At 41.6% G+C, this 18,805-nt stretch carries 13 protein-coding genes; 10 read left to right on the top strand and 3 right to left on the bottom strand.

Annotation, left to right across the window (positions count from 1 at the left end; genetic code table 11):
• The first annotated feature begins 14 nt into the window (after window positions 1-14).
• The 4 genes from G630_RS0104425 to G630_RS25310 all read left to right on the top strand — a co-directional run bounded on the left by G630_RS0104425 (window position 15) and on the right by G630_RS25310 (window position 1,859).
• Complete coding sequence (locus tag G630_RS0104425; protein ID WP_026497872.1) at window positions 15-275, top strand: hypothetical protein; 261 nt, start codon at window positions 15-17, stop codon at window positions 273-275.
• 43 nt (window positions 276-318) lie between these two features.
• Complete coding sequence (locus G630_RS25575; RefSeq protein WP_256379734.1) at window positions 319-441, top strand: hypothetical protein; 123 nt, start codon at window positions 319-321, stop codon at window positions 439-441.
• An 85-nt stretch (window positions 442-526) separates the two neighbouring features.
• A complete protein-coding gene (locus tag G630_RS0104410) occupies window positions 527-913 on the top strand; it encodes a hypothetical protein (protein WP_026497871.1) in 387 nt (128 codons plus the stop codon).
• Window positions 914-1,013: 100 nt separating this feature from the next.
• Window positions 1,014-1,859 carry a hypothetical protein gene (locus G630_RS25310; protein WP_242829901.1) on the top strand — a complete coding sequence of 282 codons (846 nt, stop codon included), beginning with the start codon at window positions 1,014-1,016 and terminating at the stop codon, window positions 1,857-1,859.
• Window positions 1,860-2,150: 291 nt separating this feature from the next.
• Here the strand turns inward: G630_RS25310 and G630_RS0104400 are convergent, their stop codons facing one another.
• The 3 genes from G630_RS0104400 to G630_RS0104385 all read right to left on the bottom strand — a co-directional run bounded on the left by G630_RS0104400 (window position 2,151) and on the right by G630_RS0104385 (window position 4,591).
• Window positions 2,151-2,348: a mobility-associated LCxxNW protein gene (locus G630_RS0104400; protein WP_026497869.1), complete on the bottom strand. Its 198-nt coding sequence runs from the start codon at window positions 2,346-2,348 to the stop codon at window positions 2,151-2,153.
• 12 nt (window positions 2,349-2,360) lie between these two features.
• Window positions 2,361-3,770 (bottom strand): ISL3 family transposase, encoded by a 1,410-nt coding sequence (locus G630_RS20680; RefSeq protein ID WP_044958672.1) that lies wholly within the window; start codon window positions 3,768-3,770, stop codon window positions 2,361-2,363.
• Between the two features lie 275 nt (window positions 3,771-4,045).
• A complete protein-coding gene (locus G630_RS0104385) occupies window positions 4,046-4,591 on the bottom strand; it encodes a hypothetical protein (RefSeq protein ID WP_022760668.1) in 546 nt (181 codons plus the stop codon).
• 264 nt (window positions 4,592-4,855) lie between these two features.
• Here G630_RS0104385 and nagA point away from each other — a divergent pair, with 264 nt between their 5' ends.
• The 6 genes from nagA (at window position 4,856) to G630_RS0104355 (ending at window position 18,778) form a co-directional block, all read left to right on the top strand.
• Window positions 4,856-6,052 carry an N-acetylglucosamine-6-phosphate deacetylase gene (gene nagA / locus G630_RS0104380; RefSeq protein ID WP_026497868.1) on the top strand — a complete coding sequence of 399 codons (1,197 nt, stop codon included), beginning with the start codon at window positions 4,856-4,858 and terminating at the stop codon, window positions 6,050-6,052.
• Between the two features lie 618 nt (window positions 6,053-6,670).
• Entirely contained in the window at window positions 6,671-9,157 is a 2,487-nt protein-coding gene (locus tag G630_RS20675; RefSeq protein ID WP_196805749.1) for a response regulator, read from the top strand.
• Between the two features lie 20 nt (window positions 9,158-9,177).
• On the top strand, window positions 9,178-11,334 hold the full coding sequence (locus G630_RS0104370; protein WP_026497866.1) for an HD domain-containing phosphohydrolase: 2,157 nt from the start codon (window positions 9,178-9,180) through the stop codon (window positions 11,332-11,334).
• Complete coding sequence (locus G630_RS20670) at window positions 11,327-15,625, top strand: hybrid sensor histidine kinase/response regulator (RefSeq protein ID WP_049946085.1); 4,299 nt, start codon at window positions 11,327-11,329, stop codon at window positions 15,623-15,625. The genes G630_RS0104370 and G630_RS20670 overlap by 8 nt, the downstream gene beginning before the upstream one ends.
• A gap of 15 nt (window positions 15,626-15,640) precedes the next feature.
• Window positions 15,641-16,399 carry a response regulator gene (locus G630_RS20665; protein WP_044958669.1) on the top strand — a complete coding sequence of 253 codons (759 nt, stop codon included), beginning with the start codon at window positions 15,641-15,643 and terminating at the stop codon, window positions 16,397-16,399.
• Between the two features lie 24 nt (window positions 16,400-16,423).
• The gene (locus tag G630_RS0104355) at window positions 16,424-18,778 is read left to right on the top strand and encodes an HD domain-containing phosphohydrolase (RefSeq protein WP_026497865.1); all 2,355 of its coding nucleotides are present in this window, start codon (window positions 16,424-16,426) and stop codon (window positions 18,776-18,778) included.
• The last annotated feature ends 27 nt before the right edge of the window (window positions 18,779-18,805 follow it).

Genomic DNA, 18,805 nt, shown 5'->3' with positions numbered 1-18,805 from the left:
AGAGGAATTTAACTATGACAATAAAGGAATGCATTAAAGCAAAAGGAATTTTGATAGACTGCGAGGTAGTACCTCATCGCTGCGGAAACGTAGAGGTGTTTTTTCTTAACACAGCAGATGGCGCAGAGGACTCGACGAACTTTGATGTTCAGTGGCCTCTTACAAAAGTTGGAGCAGCCGAACTAGAATCTCTTTACAAGGAATTCTGCAGAGAGAACAAAATAAAGACAAACACTGTGGAGCTTATCCAGCTTAACAGCGTTGCTGAATACTGAGTAAAACCTAATTTTCATATTGTAGGAACATGGAAGGATAAAAATGGCTAAAGTCAAAAACTATGTATACGTCGTGACATCACTGCCCTGTGACTGTGACGGTGCATCAAAAGAAATTGTCAAAATCTTTTCTGACGAGGAAAAAAGCAGATGTGTTCAGGGATAAAATGGAGCTTAAGGATAAAAAAGATCAGAAAAAATACATGTGTGATCCTACAGAATACGAAGTGGAAAAATGGGAGGTTGAGTGAATGAACTATAAGAAAGTATCCGTTAAGGATTTGGTGAATGTTAAGAAATATGCTTATGGCTGCAAGTTTGAGGACAGTTTTCTCAATGCGGTCAGTGATGATATTGCTGATTATGATGTCAGCTACCTCTGGTATAAGGACTTACCACGAAATCGTCGTTTCAATGATAATTGTGAATGCTATATATCTGTGAGGCATAAAGAATTATGCCTTGCCGGAAGTGGATATATAGAGGGCGAACCCACAGACGAAAAAGTAACAGAAATGGTCAGATATTTCATTAAAGGAATTAAATTACATGCTGTTACACCGAAGCATATAGTAGGTGGCTCAAACGAAGCAGGATTCGCAAGACACTATGATAAGAGAGAGAAATATTGGCTGTAATACCAATAAGCCAATATTTTATGGAGGAAACCTATGAAAACTAATCTTTGATTTCTCGAAAAACTTGCTGAATAAGATAATAAAGAAAGAGGTTTAGAATTTGATATCCGAACATCGCATAAACGAAATATATAAGGCATCAAAGCCATTTCTTGATGATGAAAGAGACTTTGATGAATACTTTGAAGAATTAAAGACAGGTTACACTGAAGACGAATTAGAGAAGGGCTATGCCATTGTATCAGACAAGAAAGGACATGGAGCAACAAGGATAAAAGTCATTCCCGAATTGGGAAGATGTTCCTCTGATAAAGATGCTATGATATGCGCAAAGCATGATGGCATCAAAATTATAGAGGATCTCGTATTTGTAAAGCATCACAGAGCATTTTATATTGATACTCCTGAAAATCGCACTATTCTTGAACCATTAGTGCAGAATAATCCGGCTGCTAAGATTGTTATATCAGATGATGGACGGAAAACTGTTGAGATCCAGAGCATTAAATTTAGTGGGAAAAGAAAGATTGATTGGGAAGGTGTTGAACAATATCTTAAACAGTATATTGGGAAATATTATACTATAGATGAAACAGACGATATTGTTTACATTGGTTCAGACTTCCCGGATGAATATACTCACAGCAATTATAAGAAAACAGCGTTTGGAACTATTGGAAAAGCAAAAGCAAATCTATCGCAGGCTATCCCTGAACTTATTAAAACGGTTGATAATCTGTGCTTTAGACAGAATTATAAAAGCAAGAATGAAAATAAAGCAATGAATGGATGGTATTATGGGACTATTCATTTCACACTTCCAACCACAGACGATAAAGGTTCCATAACTGGGCGCAACAAATTTAGAGGGAGAATGGTAATTAGATGTGATACGAATAACAAACTTTATCTATACGACATAATTGACATAAAAAAAGAAACGTAGTAGGCCGCATGAGCTAAGGCTGTACGGTATGAAACCACATTTCCTAATCAATATAATACATATCATGCAGCTATATGTCAAGAAAAAGAGAGCCACTTTCCCTTTTTTAAGGAAGTGACTCTCTTCGTTTTTTCGTTAAGATTGTCTTAACTTAATAGCATTGGTCCTGAGGGGCTGGCTCTTTTTTTTAGTGGAGTTCGTGAGGGTTATTCGTGAGGGTTGTTCGTGAGGGGCATTCGTGAGGGGCAAACTTGAGGGTCTGGAGTTATAGCCCCAGACCCTCTGATTAGATTACAGCAGCACAGGATAATCAATACCATGTTCATCAAGGATTTTCTGTAGTTCCAGGATGTAGTTGTATTGTTTTTCTATTTCAATCCAGTTACCATGGCAAAGTGAGTCTGCTTCTTCTATCTCTTGAAGCATTATCTGATAATCTTCCCATTTGATGCATTTATGGTCTTTGCTGAAAGCACAATAATCAAGCATTAATTAGTCCTCCTAAAAATCATCTTCTTCAAAGTAATCAACAGGGTTATAGTCAGTTACGCCATTGAGCACAGGAGCGGATCTGGTTGAATAAAGGAACCGGTTGCGGAAGTGCTCAAAGTTCCTGAAGCCTCTGCCCATGCGCTTCAGATCCTTTATTTTCCTGTTTATTGATTCAATAGGGCCGTTAGAAAGCCTGCTGTTGTAGATTTTTCCATTTCCCATTTTTTCAACCATTATGAAAGAATTGATTATGGGATCCTCAAATTTTTCAAGAAGTGAGGCAAAATCGCGGAATATATCATGCCTGGAGCTTCTGTATTCTTTTATCAGCGTGTACAGTTCCAGCCTTGCTGAATGCGGATCGCCGTTGTTGCGAGAATTGAACTGCACATACTTTTCTTTGAGATCCCTGAATTCCTGAAGATTGGGATCTATCCTGAACAGGGCATCTTCATAATCAAACGTGTTCATAAGCCGGTGGAAATGCGGATCCATACGAAGATCTTGATGATAACGGATATTTGATAGATTGGACAGGACCAACCAACGGTACTTCTGTAGAATGTATACCTCATCAGAGACCGGAAGAGTGACAGGTTCATGACGTTCCATAGAAAGCTTGGCCTGGAGCTCACGGTCACGCTGGCGGTATTTCTTTATCAGCTGCCGGATATGATTGTCTATCAGGCGGGTTATCCATTGAATCACGTGAAAGGAATCCACAACGGGGATTGCATTGGGGAAATATTTCTCTACATAAGCGATATAGGGCTTGTACATGTCAGAAATAAGGTATTTTACAGATAATCTCTCCTCAATTGGAATTCCAGTGAAATAGGGCTCTGTGACATCATTTCTTCTACTGCGCAGCAGGTCAATCGGGTCACCGGTATGGAAGTCCTGTATGACCAGGGCGTACTTACAACGTTCATCCATATCTATGCAGACCTCATCAATAGAAATGGCATCTGTCAGAGGAAGACGGTCGAGTTTGACATACCTGTCGAAGACTTCGTGAGCATGGGAATCTGAAACATGAAACTTCTTGGCAATAGAGACCGATGTTTCCATAAGATTTCTATACGCGTCTACAATCAGCATATCCGTAGCGTTGGATGTGCGCCTGCGCTTGTTTACAAACTTGAAATTTTCGCTGATGTCATAAAGACACTCGGGATTAGTACAGCGCCATCGCCGCTGTTTCAGAATAATGATAAGCGAGTAGTTGTCTTGAAGAATAGGATGATTAACTTTTCGCTTTTTGACACCTCTTGAATACATCCTGTAGCCGCAGTTAGGGCAGTAATGAGCCACAGGTTTGGTTTCGATGGTGATAGTTTTAGTCTGACCTTGAATCTGGGTTTCTGTGATACAGAGGTCGCCATCTTCAAGGTCTAATAAATCTGTGATACTATTCATGTATCCTCCTTCTTTAGTGTATTTTCCGCAAAAAGTATCATACGAGAAGGAAGAAAGAAGGACAATGATCCTTCGAAAAAAAGAAACAGGATTAACCAACAGACTATGTTGATCAATCCTGTTTTTTTGCTATTTAAGGCTAAACCCTCACGAATAACCCTCAAACCAGACCCTCAAGTTTGCCCCTCACGAGCAACCCTCAAGAAAGACCCTCACGAAGGTAGCCCCTCATTAAAATCGATTACCCATAAATACTTAGAGAGAAAACAGTTTATTTACCTTTCAGGATGCAAGAAATCATAGGTCACTTTTCCGTTTTTGCAAGCTATAAGATGTTCTTCGGGATCGGTCTCATCGAGAAGAATTACATATACATGCCTATCATATTTTTTATAAGCAGCATACAATGTTTCACTTATATCTCTCATTGCTTCAACCATGTAATCCCAGGTGGGCTGGTACGTTTCGTCTATTGCAGCCAGTTTTACAAGGTCGTTCATTCCGGTATACCACATCTCAACAACTATACGGTCATCATAGGTTCTGAGATTGTAGCCGCTGCTTTCATCATCATCACAGCTTGATTTAAGCAATTCGTCGGTATAAGCAACAAGTTCATCTAGAGTCATAGCGTCCACTTCAGGACTGATTTCCACAGTGGTTTCTTCTGTTACTGTCCCTGCAGCTGGCTCAGATGCGGATGTTTTTACAGTACCTGTCATTTGATTAGCGGCTAAAACCCTGACTGACGGAGCCATTACTAGTGACATCATTATTGCCAAAGCCGTAAATGTAGCAAGCTTCTTATTGATCTTAACCATAAAAAATCCTCCTAACGCCTAGTCTTTTTCCACGTTACTTATAAATCAATTATATTTTGCAAAGTCTTTTTTTAGCCATAAAAATCCTATTAAATACGCTTGAAAAAGATTTTATATATCAGTAAAAACACCAATAACTGAAACTAAATTTTTTACTTTTGCTCTTTTTCCGAATAAAATAGGAGGAGAGGATTTTTTAGAAAACCAATAAAACACAAAAACTCAACTATGGATGTTGTATTTGGGAGCGATTAAGGAGTCGTTATGAGAGTAACCGGCGGACTTGTTTTTGATAATAATTTCAGATTTGTGGAAAAAGATATATTTACCGATGGCGAATTCTTTGTCGATGGGGCGGCTGCTGTGAAGGAATCAGAAGCAACTTATGATGATAAGGTTGTTGATGCATCCGGATGCTATGTTATTCCCGGTCTTGTGGATATTCATGTCCATGGATGTATGGGAAGTGATTTCTGTGATGGAAGTTTGCAGGCTATAGAAAAGCTTCTGACCTACGAGGCATCCTGCGGGGTTACAGCGATTTGCCCGACAACCATGACTGTTTCAAAGGAGAAGCTCCTGAAGGTGGCTGATGCTACCCGGGAGTTCTTTTTGCATGCTGATTCAAAAGATAATACCGAAGAGTTTGCTAGGAAAAAATCACTACAAAATAAGGCACATTTCATCGGAATTAATATGGAGGGCCCCTTCATCTCGCCTAAAAAGAAGGGATCTCAGGAACTGTCCGATATTCTTGCTCCTGATGTAGATTTTGCCAGAGAAATGATAAAAAGGAGCGGCGGGAAAATATCCCTGATCGACATCGCACCTGAAACCGAGGGAGCCATGGATTTCATAAGAGAACTCGCTGGGGAGGTGACAATCTCCATAGCTCATACGGACTGCGATTACAATACGGCTATGAAGGCAATGAACCTTGGGGCTCATCATGTCACTCATCTCTATAATGCTATGAGTCCATTTCTCCATAGGGCACCCGGAGTTGTAGGAGCTGCAGCAGATGATCCTGAGTGTATGGTAGAACTCATAACAGATGGAGTTCATCATCATCACAGCGTGGATCGAAACACCTTCAGACTTATTGATAAGGACAGAATTGTTCTTATAAGCGACAGCATGCGTGCCACCGGACTTCCGGACGGAAGCTACGAGCTAGGCGGTCATGAGGTGCATGTAGAGGGCAAGCGTGCCCTCCTTTCAGACGGAACCATCGCTGCCAGCGTAACTAATCTCTATGACTGTATGATTACTCTTGTTAAGGAGATAGGAATTCCGCTTGAGACAGCAGTGCAGTGCGCTACCATCAATCCCGCAAAATCAGTTCATGCTGATGACAAGCTTGGCAGCATAACTCCCGGAAAATATGCGGATTTTCTTCTTGTTGATAAGGACACACTTGAGCTTAAGGCTGCTTTCTGTAAGGGAAAATGTGTTATCTGATGTATTTTAATATATGGATATAGGCACTAATTATGAGATAATTGCCAAGATGCAGCCTGCTTTTGCTATATATTGGTAGTATTCTACAGACAATAAACCAATATAAAGCTGATTTCAGTTATATATTGGTATTATTTTTGCAAATCTGAACCAAGATATAACCGGTTTTAGAAATATCTTGGTATTATTCTGAATACTATGGACCAAGATAAAGGCGATTTTAATAATATCTTGGTGATATCGAAGTAATCCCATACCAAGAAAAGCTACAAATAGCCCATATATTGGTACTGGTTCCCCTCACCCCCAAAAATCACAAGACACTTTCAACAATAATGTGCACATTTTTAGTATCACAAGCGTAAAGGGATATCTAAAACAGCTTTCGGTACTTGCAGGTCTTATTGCGGGCTATAATGGAGATAGAATAACTTTTTTATAGTATTTATACATAAATTCTTTATCGTTATTTAATATATTCGCCAATTGATTTGATGTACCATATATTTATAGATATTTTGCCCTCAGTGTCGGAACGACTCCTTTACAAGGAAGGTGAACGTCTTGAAAAATATACGGAGATCAAGTCAAATCTTCATAGTTTTGCTATGCACCTTTATGGTGTTTATTAGCACTGCTATGTCTTCAAACAGCGTAGCGGCAGCTTCAAAGAAACCACTTATCGTGGGTGTTCCGGCTGACCGCTGCCCTATGTATTATGTTGATCATCGGACAAACGAAATTGTCGGTATAGGGGCTGATCTTCTGCGTAAAGCAGGAGATGCAGCCGGCTATGAAGTACAGTTTAAGGCAATGCAGGAAGGAAATATTAAGGCGGCCCTCGATAATGATAAGTATGACCTTGTCATGCCGCTTGGAAGTGCTATTTCAAGCGAGGGTGGTCTGCAAAGTGTCATAACGGATGCCTTGGTAGAGACGCCGATGACACTTGTTACTGTGAGTAATCCGGAACTTCCTGCATTTAACAAGTTAAGAGTAGGTATGCTTAAATCTCAGGCAGGTATTGCGGAGACACTCAAACAGACTGTACCGGGAATGGATATAACTTTATACGAAGATGTTTCTGAATGTGTGAGCGTGCTTAAGGCGGGAAAAGTTGATGCACTTTTGAATAATGCATATGTATGGAGCTACCTGCTTCAAAAGCCATTCTATTCGAATCTGAGGGTTCATCCGACGGAAGTCATTTCCATGGGAGTTTATGCAGGCGCGCCTGATACTTCAAATAGCCGTAAGATTATTGAGAAGCTGAACAAGGAAATAGCAACGATTTCAGATAGTGAAAAGCAGGCTATTATTCTTGATTACACGACAAGAAGGCTATACAAATATGATCTTTTGGATTATCTGTACGCGTACAGAGTTATTCTGGGATTATTCTTTATAGTTGTCGTGGTTGGAGCCATTATGTACTTCAGACTCAGAAAAGCCTACAAGATCGCAGAGGAAGCTTCCAGGGCTAAAACTCTGTTTCTTGCAAATATGTCCCATGAGATCAGAACCCCCATAAATTCAATTATGGGTATGGGGGAACTTGTGCAGAGAGAGACGAACGACAAAAAAATCAAGCAGTACGCATTCAATATAAACAGTTCTGCCAATGCGCTTCTGTTCCTTGTGAATGATATTCTTGATTTTTCCAGGATGGAAGAGGGCAAGTTAAAGATAAAAAAAGAGTCCTATCATTTATCGAGCATGATTCACGATGTCAATATGATGATTACAGAACGTGCAGAGAGCAAGGGACTTTTCTATAATCCAATAGTTAATCCGAATATTCCCGATGGGCTTATCGGCGATGAATCAAGGCTGAAGCAGGTCCTGATAAACCTTCTTACAAACGGTGTGAAGTACACCATGGCAGGCTTTGTGGAGCTGAATATAGACTTTACAAAGGTCGAAAATGATTGCATCGATTTGAAAATTCACGTCAAGGACTCAGGCATTGGAATGAAACCTGAGGAGCTTGATAAACTGTTTAGTACCTTGGAGAAAATTGAAGAAGGCAATAGAAGATCCCTTGAGGGGATAGGGTTGGGCTTGAGTATTGTCAAACAGATTCTTGATGGAATGGACAGCAAGCTTGAAATTAAGAGTTCGTATGGCGTAGGTAGTGAGTTTTCCTTTGTAGTAAGACAGAAGGTAGCCAACTGGGAGAAGATAGGGGCATATGACAAAATTGATGAGGAAGTTGCTACCGGACAGGGCAATTACAGTCCAAGCTTTATTGCTCCCAATGTAAAAATCCTGGCAGTTGATGATAATGAACTGAATCTTAAGGTTGTTACAGGGCTTCTGGAACGTACAAGGATGACAGTGGATACTGCCCTTAGTGGAAAGACGGCTCTGGATCTCCTTAGCAAAACGAAATATGACATTTTGCTGATAGACCACCGTATGCCCAAGATGGATGGTGTAGAGCTCCTGAAGCATATCAAATACGATGCTGATGGAATAAATTATTACAGCGTTTGCATAGTCCTTACAGCTAATGTTGTCAGCGGAGTAAGAGACATGTTTATTAAGGCCGGTTTTGATGATTATCTGGAAAAACCGGTTAACGGAAAACGTCTCGAGGATATGCTGAAGAAGTATATTCCGGCTGAGAAAATAATTACTCCGGGAAACGCCGAGGCTAATGCTATTGAACAAAATATTGGTAATGGCTCGGAAGAAACTGAAGGCAGTGACGATAATAACGAAGAACCTCCGGTAGTCAGATCCGACACTAAAAAAGTGCTTAACAGTCTGGAGAAAGAGGGCTATATCGATATCGAAGCAGGAGTGGACTACGCCGGAACGGAGGAATTGTTTGTCGATACACTTCGTTTCTTCAGGGACAGCGTGGATAAGAAATCGGATGAAATAGAAGAGCTTTACTTTAAAGAAGAAATTGAGGATTACACAACAAAGGTTCATGCACTAAAGAGCTCCGCCAGAATAATCGGAGCGAGGGACCTGTCCGAAAAAGCAAGACTTCTTGAGGAAGCCGGAAATCGCGGAGACCTTGATTACATTAAAGATAATAATGGCGAATTGCTTGAAGATTATCGAAAGTACAAGGAGGTTCTGGAGCAGTTGTAGTGTCTGTGAGAGGATAAGCAGTGAAGGCAAATACTTATCGGAACAAGAAATACAACCTGCTCGGAGTGGGAACAATTTCATTCGGTATTGCAGTCAATGTGATTATTTCCTATGTGTCCTATAAATTGGACTTGCCGATTTTTCTCGATACAATAGGAACCATAATTGTTGCTGCAATGGGTGGACTGTTTCCCGGGATAGTGACAGCTGTAGTGACCAATTTGATCTGCACTGCATTTAATGACATTGCGGTTTATTTTGGATTCGTAAACACTCTGGTTGCTATCTATGTAGCATGGTTTGTAAGAAAAAGATCGTTTCGTAAAATTCAAAATATAATTCTGTTCATACTGGTTTCGGGAAATATAAGCGGCGGAATCAGCGTGCTTATTCAGTGGGGCCTTTTTGGAGGCCCTCAGCAGGACTACACTCTGAGAATCCTTTCTGCGATCGGTGCAGAAGATGAATTTTACAGGTTCTTTATGTCTCTTGTAATAAACATCTGCATGGATATTATTGACAAGAGCATTTCTATAGCAGCAGCGCTTGCGGTTATTCATTTTATTCCATCTAAAGCGCGGGATATCATGCAGGAGATGGGATGGAGACAGCGGCCACTGTCGCCTGAAGAAATCCGGGAGATGGATGAGCATGCAGGTAAAACTCATCATTCCGTGAAAAGGCGAATGACGCTTATGCTGCTGGCGATTTCTGTTGCGCTTGTTGCAATAATCAGTGAGCTTGGAATAAGACTCTATTTTGATAATACAAAACAAGAAAGAATGCGGGTTGCAACTACTGCAGCCGATTTTGCTGCGTCCGTTGTTAATCCTGATATGATCGACTCCTATATTGAATACGGGAAAAACATGTCCGGTTATAAAGAGACCGAAGAAATACTCAGAAAGATCAGGGAAAATGCAAACGGAGTAGATTATCTTTTCGTTCTTCAGTACAGAGAAGACGGCTGCTACACCGTTTTTGACCTTGGGGATGAGAACGGCAACACAAACCCTCCGGGATCTGTTCTTCAGGTTGAAGCTTCAATGGCACCATACCTGTCACAGCTTCTTGCGGGCGAGGAAATAGAACCGATAGAAACTGATGCCATCAATAAATGGACGCTTGTTACTTACAGTCCTGTCAGGGACAGATTCGGGAAAACAGTTGCCTATGCGGGTGCTGTGGTTTCTCTGTCATATATGGCAGATTATATGGGTAATTTTATCCTGCGTGTACTTCTTAGTATGTCAGGATTATTCGTGCTGATTCTCGCCTATGGAATGTGGTATACAGGCGCATTTACAACCTATCCGATAAATAGCATGGCTCTTTCAGTAGAGGATTTTATAGGTGCTGGTACCGACCAGAAAAGACTCGATGCAGCCGTGAGAAAATTGCGAGCTCTTGATATTCATACAGGCGATGAAACAGAAAAACTCTATAAGGCTATCTGTGACATGGCACTTAATCAGACAGAGCAGTTCAGAAGTCTTCGCAGATTTTCCGAAAATACCGTGAAAATGCAGGATGGTCTGATCATAACGATGGCTGACCTCGTCGAGAACAGAGATTCCGATACCGGAGCACACGTCCAGAAAACAGCAGCCTATGTGAAGATAATAGTTGAGGGACTTAAGAAAAAGGGATATTACGCTGAAAAAATTACACCGAAATTCATATCAGACGTTGTTCGAAGTGCGCCTCTTCATGATATCGGAAAAATAAATATCCCCGACAATGTGCTTAATAAACCGGGAAAGCTTACGCCTGAAGAATATGAGATTATAAAAACGCATACCACCGCGGGCAAAGAGATTATGGAGAAAGCCATAAGTACGGTGGAAGGCGCGAACTATCTTAAGGAAGCAAGAAATATGGCAGCATATCACCATGAGAGGTGGGATGGAACAGGTTATCCCGAAGGCTTACACGGTGAGGTGATTCCGCTCTCTGCAAGAATTATGGCAGTTGCGGATGTTTTTGATGCGCTTACTTCTCCCCGGGTTTATAAACCGCCGTTCACCCTGCAGGAATCCCTTGCGATGCTGCAGGATGGTGCCGGAACACAGTTTGACCCCAAGTGTGTGGAAGTGTTTATGGATGCCCTGCCTGAAGTTAAGGTAGTGCTTAGAAAGTACAATGAAAATGTGAATATGGAGGTTGCCGATGAGTAAGAATTCTTTAAAAACAAGGCTAGCGGCAGCCTTTACAGCATTTGCATTATTCCTTACCATAGCGGCGAAAGCTTCTGTGGCAGTAAGTGCTGCAGGAGATACCGGCGATGGGGAAAGCTATGATTTTATTTCGGATGCCGCAGTAACTGCACAGAATTCTATGGATGAATACTCGCTGTATGGTGGCGGATACTCTGCTACGGGACAGATTCCCGGAGTATCTTATACTGCGAAACTGTATACTGCTGAAAAAGGCCTTCCGACCTCAGATGCTATGTTTTTACTTGGAGCAAGTGACGGTCACGTGTGGATTGGTGGCTACAGCGGAATAATAAAATATGATGGAACAGAGTTTACGAGACTGGACACTTCTGACGGTCTGACCAGTGCGAGAGCGTTTTTTGAGGACAGCCTTGGCAGAATATGGGTTGGGACAAACGATAACGGAGTTGTAATACTCGATGGAGAGAAAAGGACCTGGCTTACATACGATGACGGCCTCCCTTCATCTTCCACAAGGGAGTTTGCAGAGGATAATGCCGGTAATATTTTTATCGGAACCACAGCCGGTGTTTGCTATGTAGATAAAAATATGCAGATACATACTTCTGTGGATGACAGATTAGCGGATGAACGTTTGCTGAAGATGGATTCTGATAGTACGGGAAGAATCTATGGACAAACATCAAGCGGTATTGTTTTTGCGATAGATGACTGCGCGGTCAGTGAGCTCTATACTAGTGAAGAACTTGGACTCGGGAAAATAACAAGCCTTGTAGCAGACCCTTACAATAATGGTAAGCTATATTTCGGAACAGAAGGAAGTAACCTGTTTTACGGGGACTTTGGCCTCAATGCCAAAGCACTAAAACGTATATCGGTATCACCACTTGAGGGTGTTCATTGGCTTAGCTATGACTGCGGACGTGTATGGGTAGCTTCAAGAAGCATAGTGGGCTATATTGGTGATGAAGGTCATTTCCATGCTCTTCGAAATATTCCTATGGACAACAACATCGAGATGATGACTTCGGATTATCAGGGGAATATGTGGGTTGCATCTTCTACCCAGGGTGTGATGAAAATTGTGACAAACAATTTCATGGATCTCACCTATGAGGCAGGAATGGAAGAGGCGGCAGTAAATGTCACCTGTCTTATAAAAGGTAATATTTATACCGGTACGGATGAAGGTCTGAAAATTATTGGTAAAAATATAGGACAGGTAAAAAATTCGATTACATCTTTTGTCGGAGAAACAAGAGTCCGTGATATCGAAAGAGATCTGCTCGGAAATACCTGGATATGCACATATTCAAACGAGAAGGGACTTATCTGTGTCCTTCCGGATAATACTATTACTTCGTACACCGTAGAGAATGGCTTGCCTCATAACCAGGTGAGATGTATTGCCTTTAGTCCCGATGGCACAGCTGTTGCGGGTACAAATGACGGAATTGCCCTAATTAAAGACGGTGAAGTGGTAAAAACATTTACCGCGAAGGACGGAATAAAGAATTCTTTAATACAAACGATTTTTGTCGATGATTCCGGGACAATATTTGCAGGTTCGGACGGCGGAGGAATATATGTTATAGAGGGTGATAAGGTTTCGCATCTTGGAAGAGATGACGGGCTTACAAGCGATGTCATAGTTCGAATTATGAGAGATGACAGGCGCGGTGTTTGCTGGATTCTTACCTCCAATTCAATAGAATATATGAAGGACGGAGAAATAATTCCAATAACGACTTTCCCTTATAACAACAACTATGACATTGCATTTGACGATAAAGATAACGCATGGGTTTTATCCTCCTATGGAGTATATGTTGTAAACGCAAATCTTATGCTCAGGAATGAAATCAGTGATTACAGATTATACACTGTTGAGAACGGACTTCCTTACGGAATTATGGCCTATTCCTTTGCTACTAAGGACTATACGGGCAACCTTTATATTCCCGGAAGGAACGGTGTTATCAAGGTCAATATCAATGACTATTATGAAGAAAACGAAAAAGTTAAAACCGGTATAAGTTCTGTAGTTTGTGATGACAAGGAAGTTCCAAGGAGTGAGGACGGATCATACAGGATACCGGCTTCAGATGGAAGAATTCAGATTTCTGCCTCTGTTATGGATTACACAATGCTTAATCCTCTGGTAAGGGTATTCCTCGAAGGCGGGCAGGATGGTGGCATTACTGTGCTTAGGAGTAAGCTTTCACCACTTGAATTTACAAATCTCAAATATGGCAATTACACCTTGCACATTCAGATATTGGACACCAGAACCGGCGACATTTTACAGGATGATACCTACACAATTATAAAAGAGGCAAAATTTACCGAGCTTTTCCTGTTCAGAATGATAATGGCTTTGATTGTCATCGGTATTTTAGGGCTTTTAATCTGGAGAATATCGACACATTCAGTAGTGCAAAAACAGTATGCGGAGATCCTGAAGGCAAGGGACGAGGCCGAGCAGGCAAACCAGGCAAAATCCAGATTCCTTGCAAACATTTCCCATGAGATCAGAACACCTATAAACACAATTATGGGAATGAATGAGATGGTTCTGAGAGAGGATTCGACAGGAGTTCCCAAGGGATATTTTATGTCCATGATGAACTATGCTTTTGATATTAGAAATGCATCGGAATCCTTGCTGGGACTCATTAATAACCTGCTTGATATTTCAAAGATCGAATCCGGAAAAATGCACCTGGTGGAGCAGGAATACGATACTCAGGAGATGCTGCGTTCAATCGTATCCATGATACGTGTGAGAAGTACGCAGAAAGAACTGACCTTTGATGTCATCGTAGATGAAATCCTGCCGAAGCGCCTGTACGGTGATTCCGGGAAAATAAAGCAGATAGTTTTAAACCTTCTTACAAATGCGGTCAAATATACAGATTCAGGAGGCTTTGCTCTGATTGTGTCCATGGATGAACGTGAGGATGATATAGCTGGTCTTCGCTTTTCGGTAAAGGATACAGGAATCGGTGTCAAGGCCGAGGATATGGAAAAGCTGTTCACAGCATACGAAAGACTTGAAGAGGAGAAAAACGCAAACATTCAGGGAACAGGACTGGGACTTGATATTTCCAGACGTTTCGCCGAGCTTATGGAAGGAAAGCTATGGTGCGAAAGTATTTACGGTGAGGGCAGTGAATTTATTCTTACCGTGAAGCAGCGCATAGTTGACGATACTCCTCTTGGAGCATTCATGGAGCATGACGAAAATTCGCCTAAGGGACCTTATATTCCTAAGTTTATAGCACCTGATGCAGATATTCTGGTGGTTGATGATAATCCCATGAATCTCAGTGTTATGAAGGGACTCCTTAAAGCCACAAAGGTATATGTGACGACTGCTTCGAGTGGAGAGGATGCTCTGGATAAGATAAAGGATTCCTCCTTTGATGTGGTACTTCTCGATCACATGATGCCCGGGATGGACGGAATAGAGACGCTACAGAAGATCCGTGAGCTAGAACCCGATCTTCCGGTATACGCACTTACCGCAAACTCCATTGCAGGAGAGGAATTCTATCTGTCGAAGGGCTTTAATGGATATCTTGAGAAACCGGTGGATACTGAAATCTTGGAAAAAACCATCATGCGTCATCTGCCTGAAGAGAAGATGGAAAAGCCGACAAATGACTATGTGGTGGAAGAGATTACTGAGATGCCTGAAACCATGCAGTGGATATACAGCACAGAGGGCATAGATGTAGAAGAAGGTATTAAGAACTCCGGCGGTATTGCATCATATATTTTTGCTCTTGAGCTTTTCCTTGAAACAATTGACGGTAACTCAAAGGCATTAAATGATGCGCTTGAAAACGGAAACATAAGGCTTTACACGATAAAGATACATGCACTGAAAAGTTCTGCGCGTATTATTGGAGCAAAGGCACTTTCCGAGCTTGCATTTAAGCTTGAGGAAGCGGGAAATAAGTCGGATACTGATTTTATAGATGAAAATAATGATAAGTTCATGGTGGAATACCTGGCATATAAAGAAAAGCTTGCAAAGCTAAAGCAGGGAGATACCAAAGAGGAAGAGGAAAAGGAAGAAATATCACCTGAAGAACTTGCAGATGCTTATGCCGCTCTTTCTGATGTCGTTCCGCAGATGGATTATGATGCGGTTGAGATGATTCTTGAGCAGCTTTCACATTATAAGCTTCCGGAAGAAGACGAGAAAAAGATGAAAGAACTGGAAACCATGATGAAGAACTTTGATTGGGACAATATGGAAGAATTGGTAAAATCATTGTAGTAAAGGGGAAAAACAATGACGACAAAACGGATGCTTTTCATAGGAGATAAGGAATCATTCATTATTCGTGTCCTTATTGGCAAGGTCAGGGATGCAGGGGTGGACTGCGTGTTTGTTCCGTGTACTGTGAACAGTATAAATGAGAATTGGCAGGATACGCAGCTTCTGGCATTTTACATCGATGATGCTCCTAAGTCTAAGGAAGAAGTCATCCATTTCCTGACAGACAGTATGGAGGAAAGGGGTGCTGAGCTTATCCTTATCGGAGAACAGCTTGATCTTGAGTATGTTTCAGATCATATTCCTGAAGAACTGGTATACAGAACATTTTCACGACCGGTTGATAATCAGGAATTTGTTGATGCCGTAAGTGATTACTTTACGAAGGTCGATGCGGGAGAGTTCAGGAAAAGCATACTCATAGTAGATGATGATCCCCAGTATTTATCTCTTGTGAGGCAGTGGCTTAAGGAAGATTACAAGGTTGCTATGGCTAACTCCGGACTGCAGGCCATAAAGTACCTTGGGAAAAACAAGGTGGATCTCATACTGCTTGACCATGAAATGCCGATTACAACCGGTCCCCAGGTGCTTGAAATGCTCAGAAATGATGAGGAGACAAAGGATATTCCTGTGATTTTCCTCACCGGCAAGGGAGATAAGGAAAGCGTAATGGCAGTTGTTGCGCTAAGACCCGAAGGATATTTTTTGAAGGATATTACAAAGGGAGAACTCCTTGAAAAACTGGATGAATTTTTTATCCTCCACAGGTAGTTATGTTAAAAGGAGTAGTAGGATATGTTTGAATTTATAAGGGCATATCAGCTGGATATCATGCAGTGGCTCTGCGCTGCATGTACGACAATTGCATTCCTTTTGTTTATTACAAGATTCCTCGACAGGCGGAGAAAGTGGATCCTCATAGCAATGGAGTTCACAGCGACTTTTCTCCTCTTTTTCGATCGTCTGTCCTACGTATACCGAGGCGATCTTTCGCCTAAGGGTATTTTTTTGGTGCGCATCAGTAATCTCTTGGTGTTCTTTTTGACTTCACAGGTGGTTTTTGTATTCAATATTTATCTTTATGATATTTTGAGAAACGTGAAGGGTGAAATACGGATTCCGAGACGACTGCAGTTTTCAGGAGCGGCAGCAGCCTTCGGGATGATCTTTTCCGTGATAGCACATTTTACAGGTTTCTATTACTACTTTGATGAGAACAATGTCTATCATAGAGGTCCGGGATTTCTTGTGTGTTACATTGTTCCGGTAATATGCCCGATCATTCAGTACACAGCCGTCAGAATGTATAGAAAGAGAATAGCCAGGCTTATTTATATAGCACTTACGGCATACATTTTTGTTCCGATAGTAGTCGGGATTATTCAGATATTTGCCTATGGTGTTTCCATCGTAAACATGGCCATGGTTGTGGTATCAATCCTTATGTATGTGTTCTCTTACCTTGACATTAACGATACGGTTGAGAAGGCGCAGCGTGTTCAGATGCACGAACTGCGTGAGGAGAGGCGGAGTATGAAGCGCCTCTTTGATCAGACAGCGACAGCTTTTGTGACAGCAGTTGAAAAGAAGGATTCTTTTTCAGTGGGAACTTCCGAGCGTGTTGCGGATTGCGCCAAAAGGATAGCGGAGATTTACGGGAAAAGTGCTGAGGAGTGCGATGAGATATATTACGCAGCGCTTCTGCATGATGTCGGTAGAATAGGAATCGCTGATAATCTTATTGATAAGAATGAAAATTTAACGGATGAGGAGCTTCAAATTGTAAAGCAACAGCCGGTCATCAGCAGTGAAATATTATCCAGTATCAGGGAGTATCCTTCTCTAAAGACCGGAGCTCTTTACTGTCATGAAAGGTATGATGGCACAGGATATCCTGATGGCTTAAAGGGAAAAGAAATTCCTGAGATAGCAAGGATAATAGCGATTGCTGATGCTTACGGCGCCATGATGGCTCCGAAAAGCTACCGCGATGCTTTACCTTATCTCACCGTGCGTGAGGAACTTATCAAGGGATCAGGCACGCAGTTTGATCCGGATTTTACCGACATTATGGTTAAAATTCTGGATGAAGATAGAAGAAGTGAAAGTCAGGAGGAAATTAAGCTTCAGAAGACGCTTAAGTGCAGGAAGTACAGAGACAGTATCTCCGTGGGAATTCCGGTTAATACAAAGGAGAGGGAGATCATTTTTTCCTCCAAGAGGGCAGGTGGAGACAGTAAGAGCTTTTCAGCCCCTTCAATTATTCTGTTCGATTCCTATGACAGAATTGTGCATGACAATCAGAAAGCCATAGAGGCATATCATTATCTGGAATTCGGTGAAATATGGTTTGACGGGCATTATATCTCCACAAGTGCGAGAGAGGTGGAGATAACCGAGGCAGAGAAAACAGCATTAGATGGAAAACGTAAATACAGCATTCAGGCGGCAAAATTTGAGGATCATTTGTCACTTCAGATGATTAGCCCCGAGCACATTTTTAATGTTATTGTTGCACTGCCTGATAAATCAAAGGCTGTTTATATCGGTATCACCGGTGAAAACTGTGATATAAATGATATCGAAGTTCAGCTCACAGGAAGAGAGATTAAGGAAGGTGATATAAGGAAAATCGTTGGTGATGTAAGCTTCATCGAGAGGATGGAATCCGATGTCCCGAATGTCCAGGTAAACGGCTTCCGCAGCGCATCTACTCAGGGGATAAAGGTTGAAGACGGTCTTAATATCAAATTTCATAGCATGACACTTCCCGATGCGGATCTTGTGTGGCATTGTCCTTACATAGTTCTTTTCTCCTCCGAGGATGGAAACATAGGAGGAAGCGGGTATAAGGAATATGCGCTTATTAAGATAAACGGCGAGGAAGAGGAAGTAGAGACCAACGCCCGCAACAAATTTATTATGAAAAAGAAGGACACCTTCCCAGGGTGGGATGTCTGGAAAACTGAAAATAAGGCAGGAATTGAGAGTGAGATAAACTTTATTAAGCGAGGAAACAAGATTACAACGATTACTGAGAATCTTGGTATCTACATAGAAAATATCACTGAGGTATCGGGAATTGGAGAGATTGTTTACGCGGCTCTGACCGGCGATGAAGTCGCCCTGACTGACATCAGAATAAGATAAAAAATGGCACAGACGCCTCTAAGAGGA

The sequence above is a fragment of the Butyrivibrio sp. WCD2001 genome, from assembly GCF_000424485.1.
Classification (GTDB): Bacteria; Bacillota; Clostridia; order Lachnospirales; family Lachnospiraceae; genus Butyrivibrio.
This window is presented reverse-complemented; position numbering and strand designations above follow the sequence as displayed.

Excerpts from the sequence above, each read along its gene's own strand:
- G630_RS0104425 (WP_026497872.1), top strand. The coding sequence starts at position 15 with ATGACAATAAAGGAATGCATTAAAGCAAAAGGAATTTTGATAGACTGC.
- G630_RS25575 (WP_256379734.1), top strand. The coding sequence starts at position 319 with ATGGCTAAAGTCAAAAACTATGTATACGTCGTGACATCACTGCCCTGT.
- G630_RS0104410 (WP_026497871.1), top strand. The coding sequence starts at position 527 with ATGAACTATAAGAAAGTATCCGTTAAGGATTTGGTGAATGTTAAGAAA.
- G630_RS0104400 (WP_026497869.1), bottom strand. The coding sequence starts at position 2,348 with ATGCTTGATTATTGTGCTTTCAGCAAAGACCATAAATGCATCAAATGG.
- G630_RS20680 (WP_044958672.1), bottom strand. The coding sequence starts at position 3,770 with ATGAATAGTATCACAGATTTATTAGACCTTGAAGATGGCGACCTCTGT.
- G630_RS0104385 (WP_022760668.1), bottom strand. The coding sequence starts at position 4,591 with ATGGTTAAGATCAATAAGAAGCTTGCTACATTTACGGCTTTGGCAATA.
- nagA (WP_026497868.1), top strand. The coding sequence starts at position 4,856 with ATGAGAGTAACCGGCGGACTTGTTTTTGATAATAATTTCAGATTTGTG.
- G630_RS20675 (WP_196805749.1), top strand. The coding sequence starts at position 6,671 with ATGGTGTTTATTAGCACTGCTATGTCTTCAAACAGCGTAGCGGCAGCT.
- G630_RS20670 (WP_049946085.1), top strand. The coding sequence starts at position 11,327 with ATGAGTAAGAATTCTTTAAAAACAAGGCTAGCGGCAGCCTTTACAGCA.
- G630_RS20665 (WP_044958669.1), top strand. The coding sequence starts at position 15,641 with ATGACGACAAAACGGATGCTTTTCATAGGAGATAAGGAATCATTCATT.
- G630_RS0104355 (WP_026497865.1), top strand. The coding sequence starts at position 16,424 with ATGTTTGAATTTATAAGGGCATATCAGCTGGATATCATGCAGTGGCTC.